We start from the raw sequence: 24264 nt of genomic DNA, 5'->3' as shown, positions 1-24264 counted from the left end.
AATGCTGTCAGAAAATATATTCCGGTGTCGAAACCTAATAGACCGTATTTCGGATTAGCGTTAATCATATCTTTATTATACCAATAATGGAAATCCCGATCGAAATTTTTCATATCTGTATCAGTGGGGACAGCATAAAATCGGGTAAAGATATAAGTATTTAATTTATAATAGCTGTCTAAATAATCTTTTGTGTAAGTTTGCCATTCAGGATAGCCAAATAGAGTAATACTCAGGTCTGGGCGAGAATCGGCCAATTTACTTAATGGTGCAACGATACGTCCTACGATACTCCGATTTCCACTGGAAGGGACAATTACAATATCTGTTGGCGTTGTAGTCGGAAACAAGTTCCCAACTGTTATATCCATTGTGTTGGTGATACTTATTTCGGAATATGCTATATTTTGATGAACAAGTTCTTTTTTGAGTTCTGTTGTAAAATCTTTTTTATCATCGTTATCGGGGGTACTATTTACAAAAACTATTTTTTTATGTTTGAATCTTTTGATAAATTCAGCTATAGTTTCGGCATACAGATAAGAATGTGGAATATTGGTTTGAAATATTTTAGAATTTTGATTGACATCTTCATTTTTTAGAGAAAAAGCATTAACAATATTTATGTCGTTTTTTTCTGCAAAATCAGCCACCGTACTCAGGTAGGAGTCATTGACAGGACCAATAATTAAATCCATATTCTTAAATTCCGGAGAATTGATGATTTGATTTACTCTGTTTTTAGAATTATTGGTGTCATAAGCATAAATATTGATATTGGCTCCTTGTTTCCTCACGCTATCAACAGCTAAGAGAAAGCCTTGGTAATATTCCGTGTATAGAGAATTTTTGACGTCTTCAGGATGGTTCAGCATAAATGGGAGCATGATAGCTACATTTATTTGTCCGGTCTGAGTTATAGGATTCAGTTTCGAATATATTTGGTTTAGGGTAGTAGCCTCGGCTATTACAGATTCTTCTTTTGTAGGTACATTGGTAAATACGGGTATTTTTAATTTGTCACCCTGTTCTAATTTGGAAATTGTAGGGTTGGCTTTGACTATGTCACTAACCTTTATATCGAATTTTTGAGCGATGCTGTATAAAGTTTCTTTTCGTTTTACTGTATAGTCTTTATATTGCATTTGGGGTTGATGACTGGCAATTTCCGGTTCTCCGTCACATGGCATGATACGAATTACTTTTCCTATAGTAAAGTTATCCGGAGATAATCCCGGATTATCTTTTAATATGGATTCTACACTGGTATGATAACGGCGAGCTAAGGAAAATAATGTTTCTTTGGCTATTACAGTATGATATACATATTGGTTGTTATCAGAAGATGTTTTTTCTGTTTTTTGATAGGCATAATTTTGAGGTATTATTAAAACTGCACCGGCTTTTATTCCATTTTTAGCCTCCGGGTTTAATGCTATGATGGATTGGGGCGAAACATTATACATTCGGGCTATAGAATACAAAGTTTCTCCGGAAGAGATGGTGTGCTTGAACTCACTTTCGGCAATATTTGTTTTGGGGAAATTAACACCTTTTATGGGTATTAATAATTCTTGCCCGCTTTTTAACCCATCTTTAGCGCTTGGGTTGTATTTAATAATCTCTTCTTTGGTGACGTTGAATTTCTTACAAACTGAATAAAAACCTTCAGCACTGTTTACTGTGTATTTATAAAATTCTGGAGGATTGTTGTAATTTTGAGCCTTTATTACGCTTAAATACATAAATCCGAGAATAAAAATGAAAAAATGAGAAATATGAATTGATTTCATAAAATTTACATTTAAATAGCTGAGTATATCATTCAGCTTGAAAGGACAAAGGTAAGAAAAATTCTTTTTGGTGACAATTCATTCTTTTGAGTAAGAAATTTTAATCTCTTTTGTGATTTTTCCCTGCTTATTACTATTTCCGGTCTTTATTTTTTCTTTGAAATGCATTACCTTTGACAGTTACAATTTTAGAATAATGAAACGAGTATTGTTTATTACCCTATATTGTTTGGTGTCGACTTTGATTTGTTCCCAGAATGTAGATGTTGCTTGTGGAGGTTTATTGGGCATTAGACAGGGAGTTACGGCTGCAACAGGATTAGATGCAGTTTATGTTGTTTATCAGGCAAATGACAGCAAAGTCGATATCCGTTATCTCCAAGATGATGGATCTTCTATTATTTGGTATCAAATAGATAAAAATGGTAACAAATCTATTATTTCGGGTGCTACATCAGCTTATTTGTCTGGAGTCGAAGGTGATTGCGGTTATGTTTACCAGCAGGGAAATAAAACAGGAGCTATTTGGATAATCAATTATTTAAATTATTCTTTGGCAGGAATTGGCATGACCGTAGAAAGAGATGAATATGACGAGTGCAATTCTGTTCGATTAATATTGAATGGCTCTGTCGAGAAATTACCGTATTATACTATTGCAGGGAAACAGATGTTTCTTCCAGAAGAGTTTTACGTAACATATTATACGTTGGAATGGGATAAAGATAATGCTGATTTTAAAAAGGTTCAGATAGAAGAAAAGGCGACAGATAGTAATCGTCTTTCCGTACAAGCACCGACTTGTGATACAGAGTTTATGTTGACGGATAAATATCTGAAGGAATGGGGAATGGAGCCCTCGGTAAGGTCAGAGGAATATATATCAGTGACTCCTATTTGTGGAGCTATTGTTGAGCAGCATACTCGCGATTATAAGAACGAATGGGATAGAGAGCAACCCTCAGATGGGTCATTTGGAGGGTCGGCTCCGGTAGACATGACGTTTAAGGCATATTATAATGACGTGGTTACACATAGTGATTGGCAGTTTTCGAAAGATAAAGATTTCAATGTTATTGACGCACATTATTATAATGCAGATGATTTTCAATATACTTTCAATCAAGAAGGAACGACTTATGTACGGTTGATGGTGAGTACTGGAACTTGTCAAGATTCGACTGAAGTATATACTATTACAGTTGGGGAGTCGAGGCTTGAAGCTCCTAATATTTTTTCTCCAGGAACGACACCCGGGGTTAATGACGAATGGAAAGTTGCTTATAAATCTATCGTTAGTTTCAAGTGTTGGATATTTAACCGTTGGGGTGTACAGATGTTTCATTTTGAAGACCCAGCAATTGGATGGGATGGGAAGTATAAAGGAAAATGGGTTGATCCGGGCGTCTATTTTTATGTAATAGAAGCTAAGGGTGCTGATGGTAAATCACATAATCTGAAAGGCCACATAAATATTATCAGATCTAAAAATTAAAGATTTATCCGTGTGATGACTAATATAAAGAATAGTATATTAAAAATAGTATTTGTATTTTTGTGCGTTGGAATTCTTATTTTTTTGACAGCATCATCCCGTTCAGGACAATCAGATAATACTTCTGTTATACATTTGATGTCTGTTATACCGGATGTTCCTTCGCAAGTAGAATTTGCTGGTGAAATTATAGAGCTTGATCGGTTTGATATGTATGAAAGATACGATAGAGAATTGACTAGTTTTTGCTATACCCATTCCAATACATTGCTGATTTTGAAAAGAGCCAATCGCTACTTTCCTATTATAGCGCCCATATTAGAAAAAAATGGAATACCGGTAGATTTTATCTATTTGGCAGCTATTGAAAGCTATTTAAATCCGAGGGCTGTTTCTTATGCTAAGGCAGCTGGGTTATGGCAGCTTATGCCCGGGACAGCCAAGCAGTTTGGTTTGGAAGTAAATGATTTTGTAGATGAACGATACAATCTCGAAAAATCTACCGAAGCAGCTTGTCGTTATCTAAAATCGGCTTATGATAAATATGGTAGTTGGGCTACAGTAGCAGCATCATATAATGCGGGTATGGGCCGAATATCCAATGAATTGGATAAGCAACAGGAACTGAATTCTTTTGATTTATGGTTGAATGATGAGACTTCTCGCTACGTATTTCGGGTTATGGTGATGAAGGAAATATTATCGAATCCATATCGTTATGGTTTTGCTGTCAAGAAGAAACAGCTGTATCAACCTATAAGAACGCATGCCGTAGTCGTAAATACTGCAATTGATGATTTGGCACAATTTGCCAAAGAGCAAGGTATTACGTATGCACAGCTGAAAGAGTTCAATTCATGGCTCCGAGATAGGAAGTTACCTAATAAAACAGGAAAAGAATATAAGCTGTTGATACCTCATAAAGAGGATTTATACTATAGCACTCGTAAAATAAAAGTATATCATAAAAATTGGACAGTGGATTGATTTTTTTAGGAAAATTTTGGGATAAGAGATGATTGATAACGAGAATAAAATAGAAGTATACGGTGCACGTGTACATAATCTTAAAAATATTGATGTAGAAATACCTCGTAATAGTTTTACGATTATTACAGGACTTAGTGGAAGTGGTAAATCCTCTTTGGCGTTTGATACTATTTTTGCTGAAGGGCAAAGACGATATATAGAAACGTTTTCTTCTTATGCCCGTAATTTCTTGGGGAATATGGAACGTCCTGATGTTGATAAAATTACGGGATTGAGTCCTGTTATTTCCATTGAACAGAAAACTACTAATAAAAATCCTCGGTCTACAGTTGGTACTACAACTGAAATTTACGATTTTCTTCGTTTGCTCTATGCCCGAGCAGGGGAGGCATATTCCTATCTTACGGGAGAAAAAATGGTAAAGTATACCGAAGAGCAGATTTTGGATTTGATTCAAGAAAAATACCGAGGTAAAAAAACATACATCTTATCTCCTTTGGTGCGAAATAGGAAAGGACACTATAAGGAGCTTTTTGAACAAGTCCGTAAAAAAGGATATCTTACTGTACGGGTAGATGGGGAACTTCGTGAAATTTTACGGGGAATGAAGCTTGACCGTTACAAAAATCATAGTATCGAGTTGGTTGTAGATAAACTTGTTGTATCAGAAAAGGATGAGAGGCGTTTGAAAGATAGTGTCAGGATAGCCATGAAACAGGGAAACGGCCTTATTATGGTGCAGAATGCGGATACGGGAGAAGTGAGACACTTCAGCAGGACATTAATGGATCCGAAAACGGGTTTGTCTTACAGTGAACCGGCTCCACATAATTTTTCTTTCAATTCACCGCAGGGAGCTTGTCCCAAATGTAAGGGACTGGGATTTACCAATGTCATAGATAAAGAAAAAATTATTCCCAATCCTGATTTATCTATATATCAGGGAGGAATAGTGCCTTTAGGTAAGTATAAAAATACAATGATATTTTGGCAAATCGAAGCAATTTGCGATAAGTATGGGGTAAATCTGAAAACTCCTTTGAAGGATGTTCCGGACGAAGCGTTGGATGATATTCTTAATGGGACAGATGAAAGATTAAATATTAAGAATGAAGCTTTGGGGCATTCTAATTACAGTCTGTCTTTTGCCGGTCTTATTCGTTATATAGAAATGCAACAGCAAAGCGATTCGTCTTCACAAGCACAAAAGTGGGCTGGGCAATTTGTAAAAACAGAAATTTGTTCCGAGTGTCATGGACAGCGTATCAATAGAGAAGCTTTATATTATCGTATAAACGGTAAGAATATAGCCGAATTGGCAGAAATGGATATAGCCGATTTGTATAAATGGCTCGATGGAGTAGAAAATTATATGTCGCTCAAACAGGCACAGATTGCACGAGAAATACTTAAAGAGATACGTACTCGACTTGAATTTTTGATAGATGTAGGCCTGGAATATTTGTCATTGAACAGAGCGTCGGCTACATTATCAGGAGGAGAAAGTCAACGCATACGATTGGCTACACAAATTGGATCTCAACTGGTTAATGTCCTTTATATTCTTGATGAGCCCAGTATCGGGCTGCACCAGAGAGATAATACACGTTTGATTCAATCGCTTAAGCAGCTTCGGGATACTGGTAATTCTATTATTGTAGTAGAGCATGATAAAGAAATGATGCTTGAAGCCGATTATGTAATTGACTTAGGCCCGAGAGCCGGACGATTGGGAGGAAATGTTGTATTTGCTGGAACTCCTTCAGATATGTTAAAGTCTGATACATTGACTGCAGCATATTTGAATGGTAAACAAGAAATATCTGTTCCTGAAAAACGTCGACAGGGTAATGGTAAAGCTATTGTACTGAAAGGTGCTACGGGGAATAATTTGAAAAATGTCACAGCTCGTTTTCCGTTAGGTTGTTTTATCTGTGTTACGGGAGTATCGGGTAGCGGGAAATCAAGTCTAATCAATGGAACTTTGCAGCCGATAATAAGTAAGCAATTTTATCGTTCTGTCAAAGACCCATTACCTTATAAATCGATTGAAGGTCTTGAATATATTGATAAGATTGTTAATGTTGATCAGTCACCTTTAGGACGAACACCGCGTTCCAATCCAGCAACGTATACGGGCGTTTTTTCAGATATAAGGAATGTATTTGTCGATTTGCCGGAAGCAAAAATCAGAGGATATAAAGCTGGTAGGTTTTCTTTTAATGTAGCGGGTGGACGCTGTGAAGTGTGTGGCGGGAACGGCTATAAGACTATCGAAATGAATTTCCTTCCTGATGTTTTAGTTCCATGTGAAGAATGTCATGGCAAGCGTTACAATCGAGAGACATTGGAAGTTCGTTTTAAAGGTAAATCTATTGCAGATGTCTTAGATATGACAATAAATCAGGCTGTTGAGTTTTTTGATAGTATACCGGCTATTTTAAATAAGATAAAAGTATTGCAAGATGTTGGTCTTGGATATATAAAGTTAGGACAACCTTCTACCACTTTATCAGGAGGAGAAAGTCAAAGGGTTAAATTAGCTACAGAATTGTCTAAGAAAGATACAGGTAAAACTTTGTATGTGTTGGACGAGCCTACTACCGGATTACATTTTGAAGATATACGGGTACTGATGGCAGTATTGAATCGTTTAGTTGATAAAGGAAACACAGTATTGGTAATCGAACATAATTTAGATGTTATAAAATGTGCAGACTACATTATTGATATGGGACCCGAAGGAGGACAATCTGGAGGAAAAATTTTAGTGGAGGGAACACCGGAAGATATATGTAAGAAAAAGAATACCTATACTACTCATTATTTGAAAGATGAATTGAAAAATAGTAAAAAAAATAAATGATAAAGAAAACCTTAATTTTCAGGTTTTCTTTATCATTTATTTTGTAAACCATTTTATCACTATATTTCTATTTCATATCCTTCATTTGATATTGTATTTTCTTCTGTTTCATTTGTTGTAACAGAAGAATTTTCCTTAATAAATTGTATAGCTTCAGTTAACCCGGTAACAAATTTTTCAAAGTCTTCTTTATATAAAAAGATTTTATGCTTCTCAAACTGAACAGAAGGTGTTTCTGTTGATCCGGTCACAATCTTTTTGCTTTCGGTTATTGCCAAAAACAATTCATCTTTCCTATTTTTCTTGACGTCTAAATAATAAATTCTTTTTCCAGCTTTTAGAGCTTTAGAAAAAATAATGTCATTTTCTTTCTTATCAGGCGCACTGTTTTTCATTACATCTTCCATAAATACTGTTTCTGGTTTTAGATTATTCAAGAATATTTACAAATATGATATTTTTTTTTGAAAAAACTATATTTTTGGATAAGTTTTTTTAATAAGTAAATGTTGTGTAGAACAATTTTCCTATGTGTGAAAAAATAAAATAAGCTTATAGCCAAAGAACCATAAAAATGTGATAACTTTGCACCCGCAAATTAATATTTCAAAAATAGAATGATAAATCGAATTTTAATCCGCATTAAGGTGGTACAGATTCTATATTCTTATTTCTTAAAAGAAGATAAAAATATGGGTCTTACAGAGAAAGAGCTCTTTTTTAGTTTAGACAAGGCTTATGAATTATACCATATGTTACTGTTGCTTATGGTGGAACTCACAGATGCGCAGTGTGCGAGAATTGAGGTTGCCCGTGCAAAGCATTTGGCTACACAAGCAGAGAAAAATCCTAATCCTAAGTTTATTCATAACCGGTTTATCGCTCAATTGAAAGCCAATAAAGAGTTGGAAGTATATGTAAATGAGCATAAAATTTCGTGGGCTAACGAACCTGATTTCATACGTGTCATGCTTGATCGTATTCTGGCTTCAGATCTTTATAAGAATTATATGGCTGATGAAAATGATTCTTATGAAGCGGACAGAGAATTATGGCGGAAGCTGTTTAAAAATGTTATTATAGAGAGTGATGATTTATGTGATGTTCTTGAATCGATGAGTTTATATTGGAATGACGATTTAGAAATAATATCTACATTTGTTCTTAAGTCTATTAAGCGTTTTGAAGAAACACATTCGGAAAAACAGCCTTTGTTACCTATGTTTAAGGATGAGGAAGACGCTGAGTTTGCACGGATGTTATTTAGGAAATCTATATTGAATGCCGATAACAATAAACTTTTGATTGATCAGCATACCCAAAATTGGGAAATTGAGCGTGTCGCTTTTATGGATGTAGTTATTATGCTGGTCGCTCTTGCAGAAATGCAAACTTTTCCATCTATTCCGATACGAGTTACCTTGAATGAATATATTGAGATAGCTAAATCATATAGTACTGTGAAGAGCGGACATTTTATTAACGGTATATTAGACTCTATTGCAACACAGTTAAAAAAAGAGGGCGTTCTAACAAAAGAATAATTAAATTGTTATATATTTGTACCCGAAAGGATGTCTTTCACTTAAAAAAAGAACAAATTTATTTAACAAATTAACAGTATTATGGCATTACTTACAATTTTATTGCAACAGACCGGAACGCCTCAAGGATCTCCGTGGGGAAGCATATTAATGATGGTTGCATTAGTTGCAATCTTTTACTTTTTCATGATTCGTCCTCAGACTAAAAAGCAAAAAGAAATTCGAAAATTTCGTGATTCTTTATCCGTTGGGGATAAGGTTATTACTGCTGGAGGAATTTATGGAAAAATAAAAGAAATTAAGGGAGAAGATGTAATTCTCGAGATAGCAGATAATGTGCGTATACGTGTGGCTAAGTCTTCTATTTATGGGACAGCAGCCGATTCTAATCAGCAGCAGGCCCAGTAATTATAACTATTTATCAGGCGAAAGAACTTTCATTTTGCTTTATAGCAAAGTGAAAGTTTTTTTATTTTGAATTTTTTGTAATTAATAAATCGATGTATTTTTCGAATATGAGGATTCCTTTGAATTCTGTTGAATACAATTCTATTTTTTACTACATTTACACTCATAAAGAAGAATAGTGGTGATATTTTCTTTATTAAAAAGATAGGTAAATGAAGAAAAATAATTTTAGATATATAAGATTGAAGTGGGTAAAATCCAGAAATAAGCTGTATGCTTTGCTGAGGAGCGATAGGAGTAGAGAAATTCTCACTTTTATGTTTTTTTTGGTCATATCTTTTATTTTCTGGGTTTTACAATCTCTAAATGAAGATGTAGAGAGCTCGTTTTCTTTGAATGTCAAGTATGTAAATGTTCCGGAAAAAGTAGTATTTACTAATAAACTTCCTGATGAAATTGATGTGCGTTTGAGGGATAAAGGAACTACTCTTATGGGATATTTAATGGAGCGTATGCCTGTCATTGAAATAGACTTTGACCAATATAAAAATAATAGGGGAGTGTTTGTTGTAACCTCGTCTCAGTTGTCAACATTGGTACGGAAGCAGTTAAAGAATACGACTACTTTATTATCTGTTAGTCCCGATTCTATTCCTGTTTATTATACAAATAATTCTGGTAAAAAATATAAAATACGATTGATAGGTTCGTTTTCGACGGTTCCTCAGTGTGTTATGAATGGAGAAATCAAAATGAGTATCGATTCGGCTACGGTATATGCCCCATTATCTATTTTGAAAAATATTAAGGAAATAACAACAGACTCATTTGCATTAAAGTCATTATCTGATACGGCTCGTATAAGCTTGAATTTAACATATATAAGAGGGGCAAAGATTGTTCCCGAAAAAGTTGAAGTAACAATTCCTATAGAAGAAGTAACGACAAAGAAGCTTACATTGTCAGTTGCACCCCAGAATTTACCTACAGGTATCTCTATGCTTACCTTTCCTGCGAATGTGCAGATTAATTGTATGATTCCGGTGAGCAAATTTTCTAAAATTCATGCTGATGATTTTTCTGTAGGAGTTGATTATAACCAATTGAAAGATCATATAGGGAAAAAAGTTGCTGTTCAGGTTTTAAGGAAACCGCCATTTGTAAATAATGTGCAGGTAACCCCAGATAGTGTAGAATATATATTGGAAGAAAAAGTAGGGTTATGGTAACTATTGGCATTACAGGAGGAATTGGTAGCGGAAAGTCTCTGATTAGTAGAATATTAAAAATTTGGGGATATCCTATATATGATACGGATATTGAAGCAAAAAAAATAATGGATAATTCTGATGAAGTGAAAAATAGACTGGTTGCTTTATTAGGCAATATCTATAATAATACGGGATTGGATAGGTCACGTATGGCATCTATAATTTTCAATGATCAGATAAAGTTAGAAAAAGTAAATGCAATAGTACATCCGGCCGTTAGGTCTGATTTTTCCATATGGGTACAAAAACAAAATACAGATATTGCTTTTGTAGAGTCGGCAATTCTTTATGAAGCGGGATTTAATAAAAATGTAGCTTTTATTTGGAATGTTTCAGCTCCTCTTGAGATGAGGGTTATGAGGGTTATGAAACGAAGTAGCTGTACTCGGGAAGAGGTGTTGGCTCGGATTTCGAAGCAAATATCAGATAATGAGAGAAATGAGAAATCAAATGATATCATTTATAATGATGGTATACAACCTGTTATACCCCAATTGAGGACTTTACTTGCAAAATATGAGAAATAATATTTATTAAATTTATGGTGTGTAATTGATAAATTAAATATTCGATATTACTTTTGCTAAATAATATTATTAACACACAAAAAATAATTGATATGTTAAAGAAAATTTTGTCTATATCCGGGAAACCCGGTTTATATAAATTAGTATCTCAAGGAAAAAATATGTTGATTGTTGAATCTCTGCTGACGGGAAAGCGTATCCCTGCATATGCTCATGATAAGGTAATTTCAGTAGGAGATATTGCTATTTTCACTGAAGGTGGAGAAGCTCCTCTTCCCGATGTTATGAATAAGATTAAAGAAAAAGAAAATGGGGGAGTTGCATCGGTAAGTACGAAAGCGGAAGATAAGGTTTTACGTAATTACTTTGCTGAAATATTACCGGATTTTGATAGAGAAAGAGTTTATACAACAGATATAAAAAAACTATTGGGGTGGTATAATCTTTTAGTTGAAAAAGGCTTGACTGATTTTGTTGAAGAAAAGGCAGAGGAAAATTTATCGGCAGAAAAGGCAGAATAAAATTTAAATAAGGTCTAAAGTTTCTAAATTAAAGAGAGAAAAGAATACTTCTCAAAAATTTACTATCTGTATATAAACATATTATGATTGTAATTTTTTGGGAAGTTTTTTATATAATAATATGGTAATAAAAAGTAGGTATGTTAAAAGTATATGTTTTTTCTTTCTTGTATTGCTTTCATCATGCCATGTAACAAAGGTTCCTCAAACGGTTCCTGCCTCTGTTAAAAGTGTGAGTTGTGCATTAGGGATACATGTTAGTAATAAAGATTATTTTCCTCTTTACCTTGAAATATCGTCATGGATTGGAGTCCCTTATAAGTACGGAGGAATTACCCGCAAAGGTGTAGATTGTTCTGGATTAGTATTGAATGTTTATCGAGAAGTATATGGCGTTGTATTGAGCCGTTCTTCAGAACAAATGATGCAGCAGGATTGCCGAGAACTTTCTAGACAACAATTAAGAGGGGGAGACCTCGTTTTCTTTGCTACGACCAAAAATAAGAAAAAGATAAATCATGTAGGTATTTACCTAAAAGATAATCTTTTTGTGCATTCTACGACATCTCGCGGAGTGATTCTAAGTTCATTAGATGAGAATTATTACCGCAAAACTTGGGTAGGAGCGGGTAGAGTTAAAAGAAAAAAATAAAGAATGAATATGATAGACGGATATTCTAAGTTATATTTATCTGAATTTAAAATAGTTGATAATATCGATAACTCCGTAAACAATAGCCGCTATACCAAATACAATCAGGACTGTGTTCATCGAATCGAATGGATTAATCAAGATAATAATTCCTGTTATAAGAATCAAAATCGGGAATAAATAGAAAAAAAGTGCTACTGTAGTATTACGTTGTATGGACGCGAGTGTTAGTATTTGAAAAATACCAGCCAATAATAATAAAAAGCCTAAGACATACATTAAAAACCCGATAAAAACAGTAGGCATAAGGGCGAGACATAGACCCAATAAAATACTTCCTATACTTTCTACTGGGATATAAGAAAATGATTTGGATATAGCCTTTTTACGACGAGAAAAATAGTTGAGAAGAGCAACAATACCTGTTGCAATGAACATTATGCCTATAATGGAAACAATATAACCCAAAACTTGATCTGGCCATTTAACTGTTACAATACCCAATACTATTGCAAATACACTACGAATCAGAGTCCACTGAATTGTTCCCATATTATATATCTAAATTTTATTATTCTTAACTACAAATATAACCTTTTTTCGAAAATATAGTTCAATATATATAAGAAAATCTCTACATAATCAAAAACATAAGTGGGAGTATGAAATCCAATTGTTCCCATATCTTAAAATAAATTTTCTATGTATTTGGAAAATTGGAAAATCGATTTATTCCGTTATTTTTGTATTTCGAAATTTTATAAATTGAAATAATGACGTCTAAAAAAAAATTATTAGCTATAATAAATCCTATTTCAGGGACTCATCAGAAATCAGATATACCAAAAGCTGTTAAGGAGGTATTAGACTCGTCATTATATGATATAAATATATGTTTTACTGAATATGCCGGTCATGCGACTTTATTGGCTAAAGAAGCTGTATCCTCCGATGTGGACTGTGTCCTTTCGATAGGAGGTGATGGTACTTGTAATGAAATAGCTAAAGCGTTGGTTCATTCCAATACAGCATTAGGCATTATACCTATGGGATCAGGGAATGGGCTGGCCAGACATTTGGATATTCCAATGGATGTCATGGGGGCATTAAAAATTGTAAATGAAAGGAATATTGTTTCGTTAGATTATTGTAAAGCAAATGAGAAGCTTTTCTTTTGTACATGTGGTGTAGGTTTCGATGCATTGGTTAGTCATCGTTTTGCTGAGGGTAAGCATCGTGGAGGAATGACTTATGTAAAAAAAGTTGTTACCGAATATTTGAAATATAAAACGGAAACTTATCTTATCGTTAGTGAAAATGGGAAAATAAAAGAAAAAGCTTTTTTAATAGCTTGTGCCAATGCGTCACAATATGGGAATAATGCTTATATAGCTCCTCATGCCAATATGCAGGATGGAAAAATTGACGTAACAATTATATTGCCATTTACCCCCTTTGATATTGCTCCCATGGCGGTACAGTTGTTTACGAAAGTTATTGATAAAAATCCCAATATACGTACATTTGAAACTCCATATCTAAAAATTATTCGAGAGAACCCCGGAATCATGCATATCGATGGGGAACCTGTTGAGATGGATAAAGAAATTGAAATAAAATGTGTTCATAATGGCTTAAAAGCTATCGTTCCTCGAGAAAATTCTAAGAAATTGTTTATTGAACCTATTCATACGGCTTTTTGGGAAGTTATAGATACTATTAAGACAGAACTTGATATATGAATGCGTGGGCATAATTATATAACTAATCTCCCATAAAATAGAAAAAATTTCTATTTTATGGGAGATATAGTATACACAAGTTAAAAACTTTATAGGTATTTATTCATTGTTTTATTACAACAAATTACTTGCCAATTCTGATAATTCACTACGTTCTCCTTTTACTAAGTTTACATGGCCGAATATACTTTGTCCCTGCATTTTATCTATCATATAGACTAATCCGTTCGATTGAGAATCCAAATAAGGGGAATCTATTTGTTGAATGTCTCCTGTAAATACCATTTTGGTGCCTTCTCCGGCTCTGGTTATAATGGTTTTAATTTCGTGGGGTGTAAGGTTTTGAGCTTCGTCGATAATGCAATATGTCTCAGACAGACTTCGCCCGCGAATATAAGCTAAGGCTTCTATAACTAACTGTCCTTTGTCTTGTATGTCTTGTAAATAGCGATAATCCGCACCCCCTAACGAAAATTGGTGCTTAATGACGTTTAAATTATCAAATAGCGGTTGCATATAAGGAGCGATTTTTTGTTTTTCATCACCAGGCAAAAATCCCAAGTCTTTATTAGCCAAAGCAACGATAGGGCGCGCCAGTAAAATCTGCTTGTAATCTCGGCTTTGTCGTAATGCTCCGGCCAACGCGAGAAGTGTTTTCCCTGTACCGGCTTTTCCTGTAAGAGCCAAGAGTTTTACATTGGGATCATTGAGTAATTCAAAAGCGAAACTTTGTTCTGCATTACGAGGTTCAATACCGAAATTTTTTTCTTTTATGACTTTTTTTACCATTCCGGTCGCTGATACATACCGAGCTAAAACGGTAGAATTGCCGCTGTTCAATATGAAGCATTCATTTGATTTAAAATCAATGTTTAATCCTAACTTTTCTGCCGGAATTCCTTCATGGGATTTATAGATGTCATTGATTATTTGTGGGTCAATACCGTCAAAATATCGTTGTTCTGACTCAAAAATATCGATATTTGTTACTTTATCATTATTGTAATCTTCTGTTAGTATACCCAAGGAACGGGCTTTCATTCTTAGATTTACATCTTTAGTGACCAATATTGTTTTTGTATCAGGATTTTTTGATGCCAGAAAATGGGTTGCAGCAAGAATTAAATGGTCTGGAGTACGTTCAGGAAACGCGGCTTTTACCTCTTCAGGATAGTTATAACCGACCAATATGGATAAGTTTCCGAGGTCTGGGCCGAGTTTAGCCCCTTTGGTGAATAAATCATCATCTGTTATTTCATCCAATTCCCTGACAAACTCCCTTGCATTATAGTTTATCTGGTCGTTTCCCTTTTTAAATTTGTCTAACTCTTCCAATACGACAATAGGTATGTAGATATCATTGTCTTGAAAATTAAATAAACATTTGTAGTCGTGAAGAATAACATTTGTATCTAACACAAAATTTTTTTTATTTCCCATAATGGTATCATTTAAAGTGTTGATATAAAAAAGAGAGTCCTGATGTAAATGATAATCGCTATTATCCAGAGGATTTATCCAAAGATAACCAAATATCTGTAATAAAACTATATTTGAAAATGAAAAAATGTTTTATTTGTCTTTATTTATCCTATTTATATTATTAAAAAAGTGAATGTACAATTCACATATTATAAAAGATTATGTATGTTTGCACCAAACTGTGACTGATATGAAAAAGATAGGATTATTGTCGGATACTCATGCGTATTGGGATGATCGGTATATCAAATATTTTTCTGAGTGTGATGAGATATGGCATGCTGGAGATATAGGCTCAATGGATGTATTGAGAAAGCTCGAAACTATAAAGCCGGTACGGGCCGTATATGGCAATATTGACGGGCATGAAATAAGGATAACATGCCCAAAGCATCAAAGATTTACCATTGAAGGAGTCGATGTATGGATGACACACATTGGTGGTTATCCCGGGAAGTATGCTCCGGACGTTATTCCTGAAATATATCGTAACCCTCCAAAATTATTTGTTTCCGGGCATTCCCATATTTTGAAAGTTCTGTATGATAAAACTCTTGATTTGTTGCATATAAATCCAGGTGCGGCAGGACAATATGGATTTCATAAAAAAAGGACGTTAGTGCGTTTTTGTATTGATAATGGAAAATTTGAAAATTTGGAGATTGTGGAGTTGGGAGATAAGTTTTAAAGTGCTTAGTTCTAAAAACGTAACTATATAATAGGATGAATTTAAAGTTTTTTATCAGTACATTTTTTGTTTTAATTGCTTTAGCCGATTATTCATGGGGACAAACGAAAATTGAGTGTTGGAAACGCTTTGAACTAACTTTTAACTATAAAGCAACCGGAAATCCATTCGATGTAGAACTGTTTGCAACATTTTCATGTGATGGAAAGGAATTGAAAGTGAAAGGCTTCTATGATGGGGATGACACATATCGTATACGATTTATGCCTACAGAAGTTGGAGTATGGAAATATTCAGTGTCCAGTCCAATAAAAGAATTGAATAAAAAGTCGGGAGTTTTAACTGTGATTCCGAATTTAAGTGGAAAGTCCAGTATGGTATCAGTAGATGGTGAGCACGCTTTCAAATATGAAGACGGTACTCATTATTACCCATTAGGAACAACCTCTTACGCATGGCTACATATGAATGAGAAAGTACAGGAAGAGACTTTAGAATCTCTGAAACACAGCGGTTTTAATAAAATACGTATGTGTGTATTTCCCAAAAATTATGATTTGGTACAGGAAGAGCCCCAATTATATCCTTTTGAAATAAAGGAGATGATAAAAAATGAGAAGGGAGATGAAGTTAGAGTCTGGAATTTTAAGAAGTTCAATCCTGTATATTTTCGTCATTTGGAAAAATGCATAGACCAATTGAGCGAACTTAATATAGAAGTCGATTTGATTTTATTCCATCCATACGATAAAGGTCGCTGGGGATTTGATTCGATGACAAATGAAGTAAATATAAGATATATACATTACATTATAAATCGTTTAGCGTCTTTCCGTAATGTATGGTGGTCTATTGCAAATGAATGGGATTATGTGACAAATAAGACAATAGATGATTGGAAGCTATTGACAAAAACTGTAGTAAGTAACGATCCGTACCGGCATTTATGTTCTATACACGGATCGACCGCAACCTATTTTGATTATTGGATGCCCGAATTTACACATGTTAGTGTACAAGATGAAGCTCCGGTATATAGTATTTCAGCAGCGGCTTTGTTACGTCAGATATTCCATAAACCTGTAATTTGTGATGAAGTAGGATATGAAGGTAATCTAAAATCTCGCTGGGGACGTTTGAGTGCCCAACAATTGACTTATTTCATTGTAAACGGTTTGATGGGGGGGATCTATGTAACCCATGGAGAGTGTTTTCAAGAAGGGAATGACCCTATTTTTTGGGCACAAGGTGGAAAATTAAAAGGGGAAAGTTGGAAACGGGTCAAATTTTTGAAAAACATACTTGAAGAAATGCCTGAACCGTTGCAAATGTCTGATATTAGTCGAGACTTGGTAACGTCTACTGCAGGTGAAGGATATTATTTTATCAGCTTGGGAAAGGAAATAAGTGACTTTTGGAGATTCAATCTTCCCGTAAAAAATGCAAATTATGAGAGACTGAAAGCAGGAAAACATTTTAGAGTAGATATTATTGATGTATGGAATATGACTATAATAAAATGTCCGACTATCTTTGAGACAGGGGAAGCCGTGGATTATCGTGTATTAGACAAGAAACAACGTGGAGTACGTTTGCCGGATGTTCCTTACTTGCTTTTAAGAGTAACTGAAGTAAAAAGTGGGAATGACAAAATTTCCTAATAGAATTCCTCTAATTATTTAACTTTAGAGAATCTATATCGTCATTATCGGTGCAGAAAATTAAAAAATGGTGAAAATAGTATTAGAATATTGAACTTTATCATTTATTATTAAATTTTGAAGTATATCTTATAAAAATATAATAGTTCTTTCGGATTAAAGGAAAAATATGGAAGTCTTTATTTGAAGCAATACTGCATTACTTTCCTATAGGTTGTATTTTACGCCGTATGGCCTTTGAAATTTCAAGATACATATAGAATTTTTTCTTTTGTTCTATTGATGCCTTATTTTGTTCATATTTTTTATTGGCATATTCCTTTGATTTGTCAAATACCAGTTTCGAAACCTGATTTTGGGATTTTCCAACCATAGTAGAGTCGATCTGCTCATCCGGAAAAAATTCATCCAGATTCACATCTCCTATCATTGTTGTTTCCAGAAAATTCTTTTTTGTATGATTTTTATTAAGATAATAACCTACAAACATATGTCCTGGCATACGTACCAAGATAGGGTCTATATTAATAGCCCGTAATAAAGAAGCAAAAAGTACACTACCGTCTACGCAATTGATTTGGGCAGATTTTATAGCATCATCGAATAACCTGACCCGTTGAGAATAGACCACATTCGAAGACAAGCTCGAAGCCGATACAGAGCTATATTTGAAATTTCTTTTTTGCAGAGCATTCCATATGGCATATACTTGATTTTCTACCGAACTTTCTTTGTTTAATTGATAACCGAGAAATCTATTTACAATTCGGGTGTTGAGAGCCTCTCTCAATACCATATCTATCATCGGGTGGTCTTCGTTGACATAAGCTGCGAAAAAAATACCTGTTTCATGAAATTTCTGGTTTATATCGTTGTAACCTAAAAGACATTCATTGATACTGCGCATAGAAAAAGTTCTTACCTTTTGTCCCAGATTATCTCGGTTCATTTCTACTTGTACAGCAACACTAACGGGGGTTGGCTGAATATTTTCTTTCAATGCATCATATTTCCATACAATGTCCGGATAAACAAGGTATTCTGTACGAGCCTTAGGCAAAATGAATTCTGAAATAGACTCACTAAAAAAAGGACTTTCTGCAACCTTAATTCTTAACTTACTATTCATTTTATCCGATTTAACTCGTATCCCGATGCATGATTTTGGATTGCCTAAATAAGAAGTATCAGCAGGCATGACAATAAGCGTATCGGTAACAGCAACAGACAAAACTGCAGAAGGAAAAATATTTCCACCAAGCTCATCGGTTATTTCAAATGGTTCTGAAACAATGTTATACCGATATAGATAAAAGCCTCCTGTCATAGCTAATAACAGCAGTAATATTACCGACATTATTTTCCAAAAAGAATCCTTTTTTTTCATTTTCTTATTTCTGATATGTCAAAGATATAACAAACTACAGAAAAATAAGAATAGATTTCAAGAGAAAATCTATTCCTTTTGTAATCCATAAAATTTATTTCTCTATTAAATCAGATTTTTCATTATTGTTATAAATAAACATTAAAACCTCCAATTTGTTTTTAAGAAGAATGTTCTAATTAAATACGAAGTAATGAATAGAGTGGCGATGCAAATACGATTGTCTCATATCGAGGAAATAAAGTTTGTTGATAATACCCAAAACTATAAATGTGATTTGAAAAAAGATAGTGTCCATGTAGGCTTTTCGGTACAATTAAACCCCGATATAGAACAAAATCGTACAGATATACTACTGGGGGTACACTATGATATAAAAAAAGAAGGTAGAAAGACATCTATCCTCGAATATAAAATAAACGTAACATTTGAAATAGAAGATATGATAGAATACATTTCGATAGAAAAGAATAGGATATCAGTAAAACCTGAACTATTGACAATTATGCTGAGCGTATCTATCGGTTCATTAAGAGGTATGTTGGTAATGCGTACCAAAAATTCTGATTTCGAAAATTACCCATTACCATTGGTCAATGTCACGGAGTTAGTATCAAAAATCAGACACCCATCATGGTATGAAAATACAATACATCCATTTTTCAAGTTTCGTTATCAATAGATTTAGAGCCTGTTTCATTGGGAACAGGTATTTTTTGAGAACTGTCCCCCGGGGATATTTTTCAGTTCTGATAAAAAGTGTAGTGGGTTACATGACATATAAGAACATAAATATAGACTGAGAAAAGACATAAAAAGTTTGAATACATAATTTCTTTATTGGAAAATTTAGATAGACTCTTAACAAGATGTTATAAGCCATAACAAAATATTAAATTAAAATTCAAACGAAAAACTTTACCTTTGTCTTCAGTTAAATAAAAAATTAAAGACAGTTATTATGTTAGGTGAAAAGAAAGCGAATACTCTTCATGGTATCCTGCTCATTGCTCTTTTTTCTTGTTCGGCCTTTTATATTGCCGAATTTCCTTTTATAAAAAAATTATCGTTCAGCCCCTTGATTGTCGGTATTATTTTGGGTATGTTATATGCCAATAGTTTACGCAATAGATTGCCTGAGACATGGGTTCCCGGAATATTATTTTGCACAAAACAGATTTTACGTACAGGTATCGTGCTCTATGGTTTCCGCTTGACATTTCAAGATGTTGTAAATGTGGGATTGCCTGCTGTATTTATTGATATTATTATTGTGACGGGGACGCTATTATTAGGAATTTTAGTTGGTAAATTGATGAAGATGGATAAAGATGTCGCTTTACTCACTTCCACAGGAAGTGCTATATGTGGCGCTGCTGCTGTGTTAGGAGCTGAGCCGGTAGTTAAAAGCCAACCCCATAAAACTGCAGTCGCTGTTTCTACAGTTGTTATATTCGGTACCATATCCATGTTTTTATATCCGGCAATGTATCGGGCAGGTATATTAGAACTGACTCCGGAGCAGATGGGAATCTACACAGGTTCTACTTTGCATGAAGTAGCCCATGTTGTAGGTGCTGGTAATGCTATGGGGACAGAAATATCAGATCCGGCTGTCATTGTAAAAATGATCAGAGTTATGTTATTGGCTCCTGTATTGCTGATTATGAGTTTATGTTTGGCAAAGTTCGGAAATAAGGGACATTCTAAAACTGGGACCAAGAGTAAAATTACGATTCCTTGGTTTGCTGTAGGATTTTTATTGATTATAGGATTCAATTCGCTTGATTTATTGCCTCATGCTGTTGTCGAAGGAATAAATAGCTTCGATACATTTTTGTTGACAATGGCTATGACTGCATTAGGAGCAGAAACCAGTATAGATAAGTTTAAGAAAGCAGGAGCTCGGCCTTTTATCTTGGCATCCGTATTATTTGTATGGCTATTGGTAGGAGGCTATCTTATGGCTAAATATTTAACCCCAATACTGTCTTAATTACTTAATTGCATAGACCAAATTCCTCAAATTTTCATTTATTTCGAAAATTTGAGGAATTCTTTTTATATTTCCTTATTATAATGCATTGCAAATTGAATAAATGCCGCAGCAAGCCCTGTATCTTGCCCGTATTGTTGTATAAAACTAAAATTTCGTTCTATACGGCATTCTTTAAAGTCTATTATTTTCAATTTTCCTTCCAGCACTTCTTGCTGAATAGCCCTAAAAGAAACAATACCCATACAATCGGAATGTTCGAGATAACGTTTTATACTCTCTGTACTTCCCAAAAACATTTGTACATTTAAGCATGATAACTTTATCGAATAGGGTAGAAGTGCAGCTTCGAGAACATCGAGCGTCCCGGAACCTTGTTCACGCAATACCAATGGGATATGGGGCAATTCATATAAACTTATTTCATCACGTTGCGACAATTTGCTCCGATTGCTTACAACGGCAACTAATTCATCTTGCATAAATACAGTATATTTTATATTGGGAGTATGCTGTATACCCTCTACCATACCTAAGTCGATTCGATGTTCTCCCAAAGCTGACTCTATTTGTCTTGAATTGCTATTGAGAAGCGATATTTTCACGTCAGGAAACTTATCCACAAATTTTGCCAGTACAGCAGGTAATACATATTGGGCGATAGTAGTACTGGCCCCGATTCTTAACTCTCCTGCATAAGTATTCGTAAGCAAATGTAAATCATACTCCAAACGTTTATAATCTTCAACAATCCGTTCACTGTGCTCTAACAAAATTTCTCCGGCTCGGGTAAGTTTTATTTTATTGCCCATGCGCTCGAACAAAGCGATGTGATATTTAGCTTCTAATTCCTGTATATGACGAGTTATTGCTGGCTGACTGATATATAGTTCTTTTGATGCTTTTGTAAAACTAAGATTTTTAGCTACACTGATAAACGCTTTTAATCTAAAATCTGACATAGTGTTTATTGGCTCTAAAGATTTATGATTGATGGTAATTCATAGAAAGGGCAACTTCTTCTTGTAACATTTCATATATTTTTTGTTGTGCTCTTACCCGTTCAGGATTATTATTCTGGACGTATATATTATTCAGATGTTCATCTATTTGACACGCTTGTACATTATCTGCCAGTTGATAATGTAAAATACGGATAATCTGTTTTTTCAATCTATCATCCACGATGGGAAATGCTGTTTCTATTCGTCGGCTTAGATTACGTTTCATCCAGTCAGCTGAAGATAGATATACACATTCGTTTCCACCGGCATAAAAATACCATATACGAGCATGTTCGAGGTATTGGTCTATAATTCGAATAATACGTATATTGCGACTATATGGCTGGTTGGGAACAAGGCAACAAATACCTCGAATAATAAGGTCTATTTGTACACCCGCGTTACTGGCTTCATACAGTTTATTTATCATATCTATGTCTTGTAATCCGTTCATTTTTAGTATAATATAAGCTTTTTTACCTTCTTGGGCAGCTCCGATTTCTTGGTCTATCATAGATTTCAGCACATCCAGCATATTATATTGTGCTACCAGCAATGTATTGAAAATAGGGGGTACATCTTTTCCCTCTAAAATCTCAAATAAGCAGTTCAGTTCTGTGATAATTTGTGTATTATAGGTAAAAAGACCTATATCTGAATATACCTTTGCTGTTTTTTCATTAAAATTCCCGGTACTCAAAAACGCAAAGCTTTTTTCCATATTAGTTCCTCCTATCGAACGACGTAATATTAAAGCAACTTTGGCATGCACTTTTAGTCCCGGCACTCCATATATGACATGTATACCGGCCTTTTGCATCTGTTCTGATGTAAATATATTGTTTTCTTCGTCAAAGCGTGCTTTCAATTCCACATAAACCGTAACTTTTTTACCATTTCGTGCAGCAGTAACTAAAGCATTGATTACCTCTGAATTTTCTGCCACACGATATTGAGTCAATTTTATCTCTTCCACTTTGGGGTCATATGCCGATTCCATAAGAAATCGGATAAGATAGTCAAACGATTGATACGGGAAATGTAACAGCATATCATGGGACTTTATAACTTTAAATACGGAACCGGATCGGTCAAACTCCGGAACGCGAAGAGGAATAGGAGATTCTACCGCCAATTTTTTGCCTGTCGGATTCGGTAATTTTATCAAATCTTCAAGTGTTAGATATCTCCCGGCAGCAATGCATTGACTTTCAGGAATATTATAGGCTTGGCATAAATAGCTGAGCATTTCATGAGGCATCATAGCATTATATACCAAACGGTTGGCTACACCAGTCTTTCTTTTCTTTACATGTTTGCGTATTTCATCGACGATATTCTCTTTTTGATTTGAATCTATCGAAAAGTCTGCGTCTCTGGACACTCGTACGCTATAATATGCATCGACAACAAATCCGGGAAACACAATATCTAAATTGTATCCGATAACATCATCGACGAACATGAGGTAATGTTTGCTTTCATAGGCTGGGAGCTCGATAAAACGTGGTACTTTGGAAAAAGGTACCTTTATCAAAGCATAATATATTTGAGAATCCTGACTGCCTCGAGGATGTAATTGGATAGACAAATATAATCGGTTATCTCGTAAAAATGATGATATATGATCTTTAAGAATAAGTACCGGTTGCAAATATGGGAAAATTTCTTCTTTAAAGTAATTTCTGATAAAATCTTTATGAAAATCTGGCATTGGTTGTCCCTGATACAAAACAATATCGTTATAGGCTAATTCTGGTAATATTTCGTGAGTGAAGATATAAGAGAAATCTTTTACCTGTCGACTGACCTCAGCATTGATTTCAGCCAATGTCTCTTTGGCATTTTGATATTCTGCAGAAGAGCAATTTTTCAACATTACCAGATTACGATGTTCCGATACACGTATACGATAAAATTCTTCTTGATTTGATGAATATATTGATAAAAATTTTATTCGTTCGAACAGTGGAAGCTCTTTATTTCGTGCTTCTAATAATACGCGTCGGTTGAATGACAACCAACTGATATCTCGCTTGAAATATTTCCAATTCATATCCTTATATTCATTACGATTTTCCATATCAAGCATAAATATATAATTTTTTCTCTTATAATTTTTAAAAGATTAAATTTTAATTTTAAGCATTCTCCGATTTTTGAACCTTTTATCGATTCCATAGTTTTAGATTTTGTGATGTCGAAAAAAAAGTGTAATTTTCGACTTTCATCTAAAA

Annotated in this window: 21 protein-coding genes; 14 read left to right on the top strand and 7 right to left on the bottom strand. The window is 34.3% G+C overall.

Features of this window, described 5'->3' with window-relative positions; translation table 11 throughout:
* The coding region (locus BN2628_RS05485) for a LysM peptidoglycan-binding domain-containing protein (protein WP_082430138.1) at nucleotides 1-1793 on the bottom strand (1793 nt) is incomplete at its 3' end.
* Between the two features lie 196 nt (nucleotides 1794-1989).
* On the opposite strand from BN2628_RS05485, the gene BN2628_RS05480 reads away from it, so the two are divergent.
* From BN2628_RS05480 to uvrA, 3 genes are read left to right on the top strand one after another with little or no spacing between them, the layout of a single operon-like run.
* Nucleotides 1990-3288 carry a T9SS type B sorting domain-containing protein gene (locus BN2628_RS05480; RefSeq protein WP_055096421.1) on the top strand — a complete coding sequence of 433 codons (1299 nt, stop codon included), beginning with the start codon at nucleotides 1990-1992 and terminating at the stop codon, nucleotides 3286-3288.
* Nucleotides 3289-3303: 15 nt separating this feature from the next.
* Entirely contained in the window at nucleotides 3304-4275 is a 972-nt protein-coding gene (locus tag BN2628_RS05475) for a lytic transglycosylase domain-containing protein (protein WP_055096419.1), read from the top strand.
* A gap of 28 nt (nucleotides 4276-4303) precedes the next feature.
* Complete coding sequence (gene uvrA, locus BN2628_RS05470; protein WP_055096417.1) at nucleotides 4304-7144, top strand: excinuclease ABC subunit UvrA; 2841 nt, start codon at nucleotides 4304-4306, stop codon at nucleotides 7142-7144.
* A gap of 59 nt (nucleotides 7145-7203) precedes the next feature.
* Here uvrA and BN2628_RS05465 read toward each other — a convergent pair whose 3' ends face one another.
* Nucleotides 7204-7551, bottom strand: a complete 348-nt coding sequence (locus tag BN2628_RS05465) for a DUF3276 family protein (RefSeq protein WP_021930452.1) — start codon at nucleotides 7549-7551, stop codon at nucleotides 7204-7206.
* Nucleotides 7552-7761: 210 nt separating this feature from the next.
* Here BN2628_RS05465 and nusB point away from each other — a divergent pair, with 210 nt between their 5' ends.
* The 6 genes from nusB (at nucleotide 7762) to BN2628_RS05435 (ending at nucleotide 12067) form a co-directional block, all read left to right on the top strand.
* Nucleotides 7762-8688, top strand: coding sequence for a transcription antitermination factor NusB (gene nusB, locus BN2628_RS05460; protein WP_021930453.1), 927 nt, complete (start codon nucleotides 7762-7764; stop codon nucleotides 8686-8688).
* A gap of 81 nt (nucleotides 8689-8769) precedes the next feature.
* On the top strand, nucleotides 8770-9096 hold the full coding sequence (gene yajC, locus BN2628_RS05455) for a preprotein translocase subunit YajC (protein ID WP_021930454.1): 327 nt from the start codon (nucleotides 8770-8772) through the stop codon (nucleotides 9094-9096).
* A 212-nt stretch (nucleotides 9097-9308) separates the two neighbouring features.
* Entirely contained in the window at nucleotides 9309-10325 is a 1017-nt protein-coding gene (locus BN2628_RS05450) for a YbbR-like domain-containing protein (RefSeq protein WP_055096415.1), read from the top strand.
* Nucleotides 10319-10894, top strand: coding sequence for a dephospho-CoA kinase (gene coaE, locus BN2628_RS05445; RefSeq protein ID WP_055096413.1), 576 nt, complete (start codon nucleotides 10319-10321; stop codon nucleotides 10892-10894). Before BN2628_RS05450 ends, coaE begins: the two co-directional genes overlap by 7 nt.
* A gap of 92 nt (nucleotides 10895-10986) precedes the next feature.
* Nucleotides 10987-11415, top strand: coding sequence for a DUF5606 family protein (locus tag BN2628_RS05440; protein ID WP_021930457.1), 429 nt, complete (start codon nucleotides 10987-10989; stop codon nucleotides 11413-11415).
* Nucleotides 11416-11647: 232 nt separating this feature from the next.
* Nucleotides 11648-12067: a C40 family peptidase gene (locus BN2628_RS05435; RefSeq protein ID WP_246469174.1), complete on the top strand. Its 420-nt coding sequence runs from the start codon at nucleotides 11648-11650 to the stop codon at nucleotides 12065-12067.
* Between the two features lie 36 nt (nucleotides 12068-12103).
* Here BN2628_RS05435 and BN2628_RS05430 read toward each other — a convergent pair whose 3' ends face one another.
* Nucleotides 12104-12619 carry an HdeD family acid-resistance protein gene (locus BN2628_RS05430; RefSeq protein WP_021930459.1) on the bottom strand — a complete coding sequence of 172 codons (516 nt, stop codon included), beginning with the start codon at nucleotides 12617-12619 and terminating at the stop codon, nucleotides 12104-12106.
* A 221-nt stretch (nucleotides 12620-12840) separates the two neighbouring features.
* On the opposite strand from BN2628_RS05430, the gene BN2628_RS05425 reads away from it, so the two are divergent.
* Entirely contained in the window at nucleotides 12841-13809 is a 969-nt protein-coding gene (locus BN2628_RS05425; protein ID WP_021930460.1) for a diacylglycerol/lipid kinase family protein, read from the top strand.
* A gap of 114 nt (nucleotides 13810-13923) precedes the next feature.
* Here BN2628_RS05425 and BN2628_RS05420 read toward each other — a convergent pair whose 3' ends face one another.
* Nucleotides 13924-15249, bottom strand: a complete 1326-nt coding sequence (locus BN2628_RS05420) for a PhoH family protein (RefSeq protein WP_055096412.1) — start codon at nucleotides 15247-15249, stop codon at nucleotides 13924-13926.
* 232 nt (nucleotides 15250-15481) lie between these two features.
* On the opposite strand from BN2628_RS05420, the gene BN2628_RS05415 reads away from it, so the two are divergent.
* Entirely contained in the window at nucleotides 15482-15979 is a 498-nt protein-coding gene (locus BN2628_RS05415; protein ID WP_055097090.1) for a metallophosphoesterase family protein, read from the top strand.
* A gap of 35 nt (nucleotides 15980-16014) precedes the next feature.
* Complete coding sequence (locus BN2628_RS05410; protein WP_055096410.1) at nucleotides 16015-17640, top strand: DUF5060 domain-containing protein; 1626 nt, start codon at nucleotides 16015-16017, stop codon at nucleotides 17638-17640.
* A gap of 199 nt (nucleotides 17641-17839) precedes the next feature.
* Here the strand turns inward: BN2628_RS05410 and BN2628_RS05405 are convergent, their stop codons facing one another.
* On the bottom strand, nucleotides 17840-19027 hold the full coding sequence (locus BN2628_RS05405) for a hypothetical protein (RefSeq protein ID WP_021930464.1): 1188 nt from the start codon (nucleotides 19025-19027) through the stop codon (nucleotides 17840-17842).
* A 193-nt stretch (nucleotides 19028-19220) separates the two neighbouring features.
* Here BN2628_RS05405 and BN2628_RS05400 point away from each other — a divergent pair, with 193 nt between their 5' ends.
* Both BN2628_RS05400 and BN2628_RS05395 read left to right on the top strand, forming a co-directional pair.
* Nucleotides 19221-19709 (top strand): hypothetical protein, encoded by a 489-nt coding sequence (locus BN2628_RS05400; RefSeq protein ID WP_055096408.1) that lies wholly within the window; start codon nucleotides 19221-19223, stop codon nucleotides 19707-19709.
* 279 nt (nucleotides 19710-19988) lie between these two features.
* Nucleotides 19989-21023, top strand: coding sequence for a YeiH family protein (locus tag BN2628_RS05395; protein WP_055096406.1), 1035 nt, complete (start codon nucleotides 19989-19991; stop codon nucleotides 21021-21023).
* A gap of 65 nt (nucleotides 21024-21088) precedes the next feature.
* Here BN2628_RS05395 and BN2628_RS05390 read toward each other — a convergent pair whose 3' ends face one another.
* Together BN2628_RS05390 and ppk1 are read right to left on the bottom strand one after the other, a co-directional pair.
* The gene (locus BN2628_RS05390) at nucleotides 21089-21985 is read right to left on the bottom strand and encodes a LysR family transcriptional regulator (protein WP_044230055.1); all 897 of its coding nucleotides are present in this window, start codon (nucleotides 21983-21985) and stop codon (nucleotides 21089-21091) included.
* Nucleotides 21986-22007: 22 nt separating this feature from the next.
* A complete protein-coding gene (gene ppk1, locus BN2628_RS05385; protein ID WP_021930468.1) occupies nucleotides 22008-24119 on the bottom strand; it encodes a polyphosphate kinase 1 in 2112 nt (703 codons plus the stop codon).
* Nucleotides 24120-24264: the final 145 nt, after the last annotated feature.

Origin of the sequence: Gabonia massiliensis (genome assembly GCF_001403595.1) — a bacterium.
GTDB lineage: Bacteria > Bacteroidota > Bacteroidia > Bacteroidales > Coprobacteraceae > Coprobacter > Coprobacter secundus.
The sequence above is the reverse complement of the archived record's forward strand: the minus strand, read 5'-3'. Positions and strand labels throughout refer to the sequence as shown.

Bases quoted from the DNA above. Each gene is read 5' to 3' on its own strand.
- BN2628_RS05475 (WP_055096419.1), top strand. From the start codon at position 3,304: ATGACTAATATAAAGAATAGTATATTAAAAATAGTATTTGTATTTTTG.
- BN2628_RS05425 (WP_021930460.1), top strand. From the start codon at position 12,841: ATGACGTCTAAAAAAAAATTATTAGCTATAATAAATCCTATTTCAGGG.
- coaE (WP_055096413.1), top strand. From the start codon at position 10,319: ATGGTAACTATTGGCATTACAGGAGGAATTGGTAGCGGAAAGTCTCTG.
- BN2628_RS05395 (WP_055096406.1), top strand. From the start codon at position 19,989: ATGTTAGGTGAAAAGAAAGCGAATACTCTTCATGGTATCCTGCTCATT.
- BN2628_RS05405 (WP_021930464.1), bottom strand. From the start codon at position 19,027: ATGAAAAAAAAGGATTCTTTTTGGAAAATAATGTCGGTAATATTACTG.
- BN2628_RS05415 (WP_055097090.1), top strand. From the start codon at position 15,482: ATGAAAAAGATAGGATTATTGTCGGATACTCATGCGTATTGGGATGAT.
- BN2628_RS05400 (WP_055096408.1), top strand. From the start codon at position 19,221: ATGAATAGAGTGGCGATGCAAATACGATTGTCTCATATCGAGGAAATA.
- yajC (WP_021930454.1), top strand. From the start codon at position 8,770: ATGGCATTACTTACAATTTTATTGCAACAGACCGGAACGCCTCAAGGA.
- uvrA (WP_055096417.1), top strand. From the start codon at position 4,304: ATGATTGATAACGAGAATAAAATAGAAGTATACGGTGCACGTGTACAT.
- BN2628_RS05410 (WP_055096410.1), top strand. From the start codon at position 16,015: ATGAATTTAAAGTTTTTTATCAGTACATTTTTTGTTTTAATTGCTTTA.
- BN2628_RS05450 (WP_055096415.1), top strand. From the start codon at position 9,309: ATGAAGAAAAATAATTTTAGATATATAAGATTGAAGTGGGTAAAATCC.
- BN2628_RS05440 (WP_021930457.1), top strand. From the start codon at position 10,987: ATGTTAAAGAAAATTTTGTCTATATCCGGGAAACCCGGTTTATATAAA.
- BN2628_RS05465 (WP_021930452.1), bottom strand. From the start codon at position 7,551: ATGGAAGATGTAATGAAAAACAGTGCGCCTGATAAGAAAGAAAATGAC.
- BN2628_RS05420 (WP_055096412.1), bottom strand. From the start codon at position 15,249: ATGGGAAATAAAAAAAATTTTGTGTTAGATACAAATGTTATTCTTCAC.
- nusB (WP_021930453.1), top strand. From the start codon at position 7,762: ATGATAAATCGAATTTTAATCCGCATTAAGGTGGTACAGATTCTATAT.
- ppk1 (WP_021930468.1), bottom strand. From the start codon at position 24,119: ATGCTTGATATGGAAAATCGTAATGAATATAAGGATATGAATTGGAAA.
- BN2628_RS05390 (WP_044230055.1), bottom strand. From the start codon at position 21,985: ATGTCAGATTTTAGATTAAAAGCGTTTATCAGTGTAGCTAAAAATCTT.
- BN2628_RS05430 (WP_021930459.1), bottom strand. From the start codon at position 12,619: ATGGGAACAATTCAGTGGACTCTGATTCGTAGTGTATTTGCAATAGTA.
- BN2628_RS05480 (WP_055096421.1), top strand. From the start codon at position 1,990: ATGAAACGAGTATTGTTTATTACCCTATATTGTTTGGTGTCGACTTTG.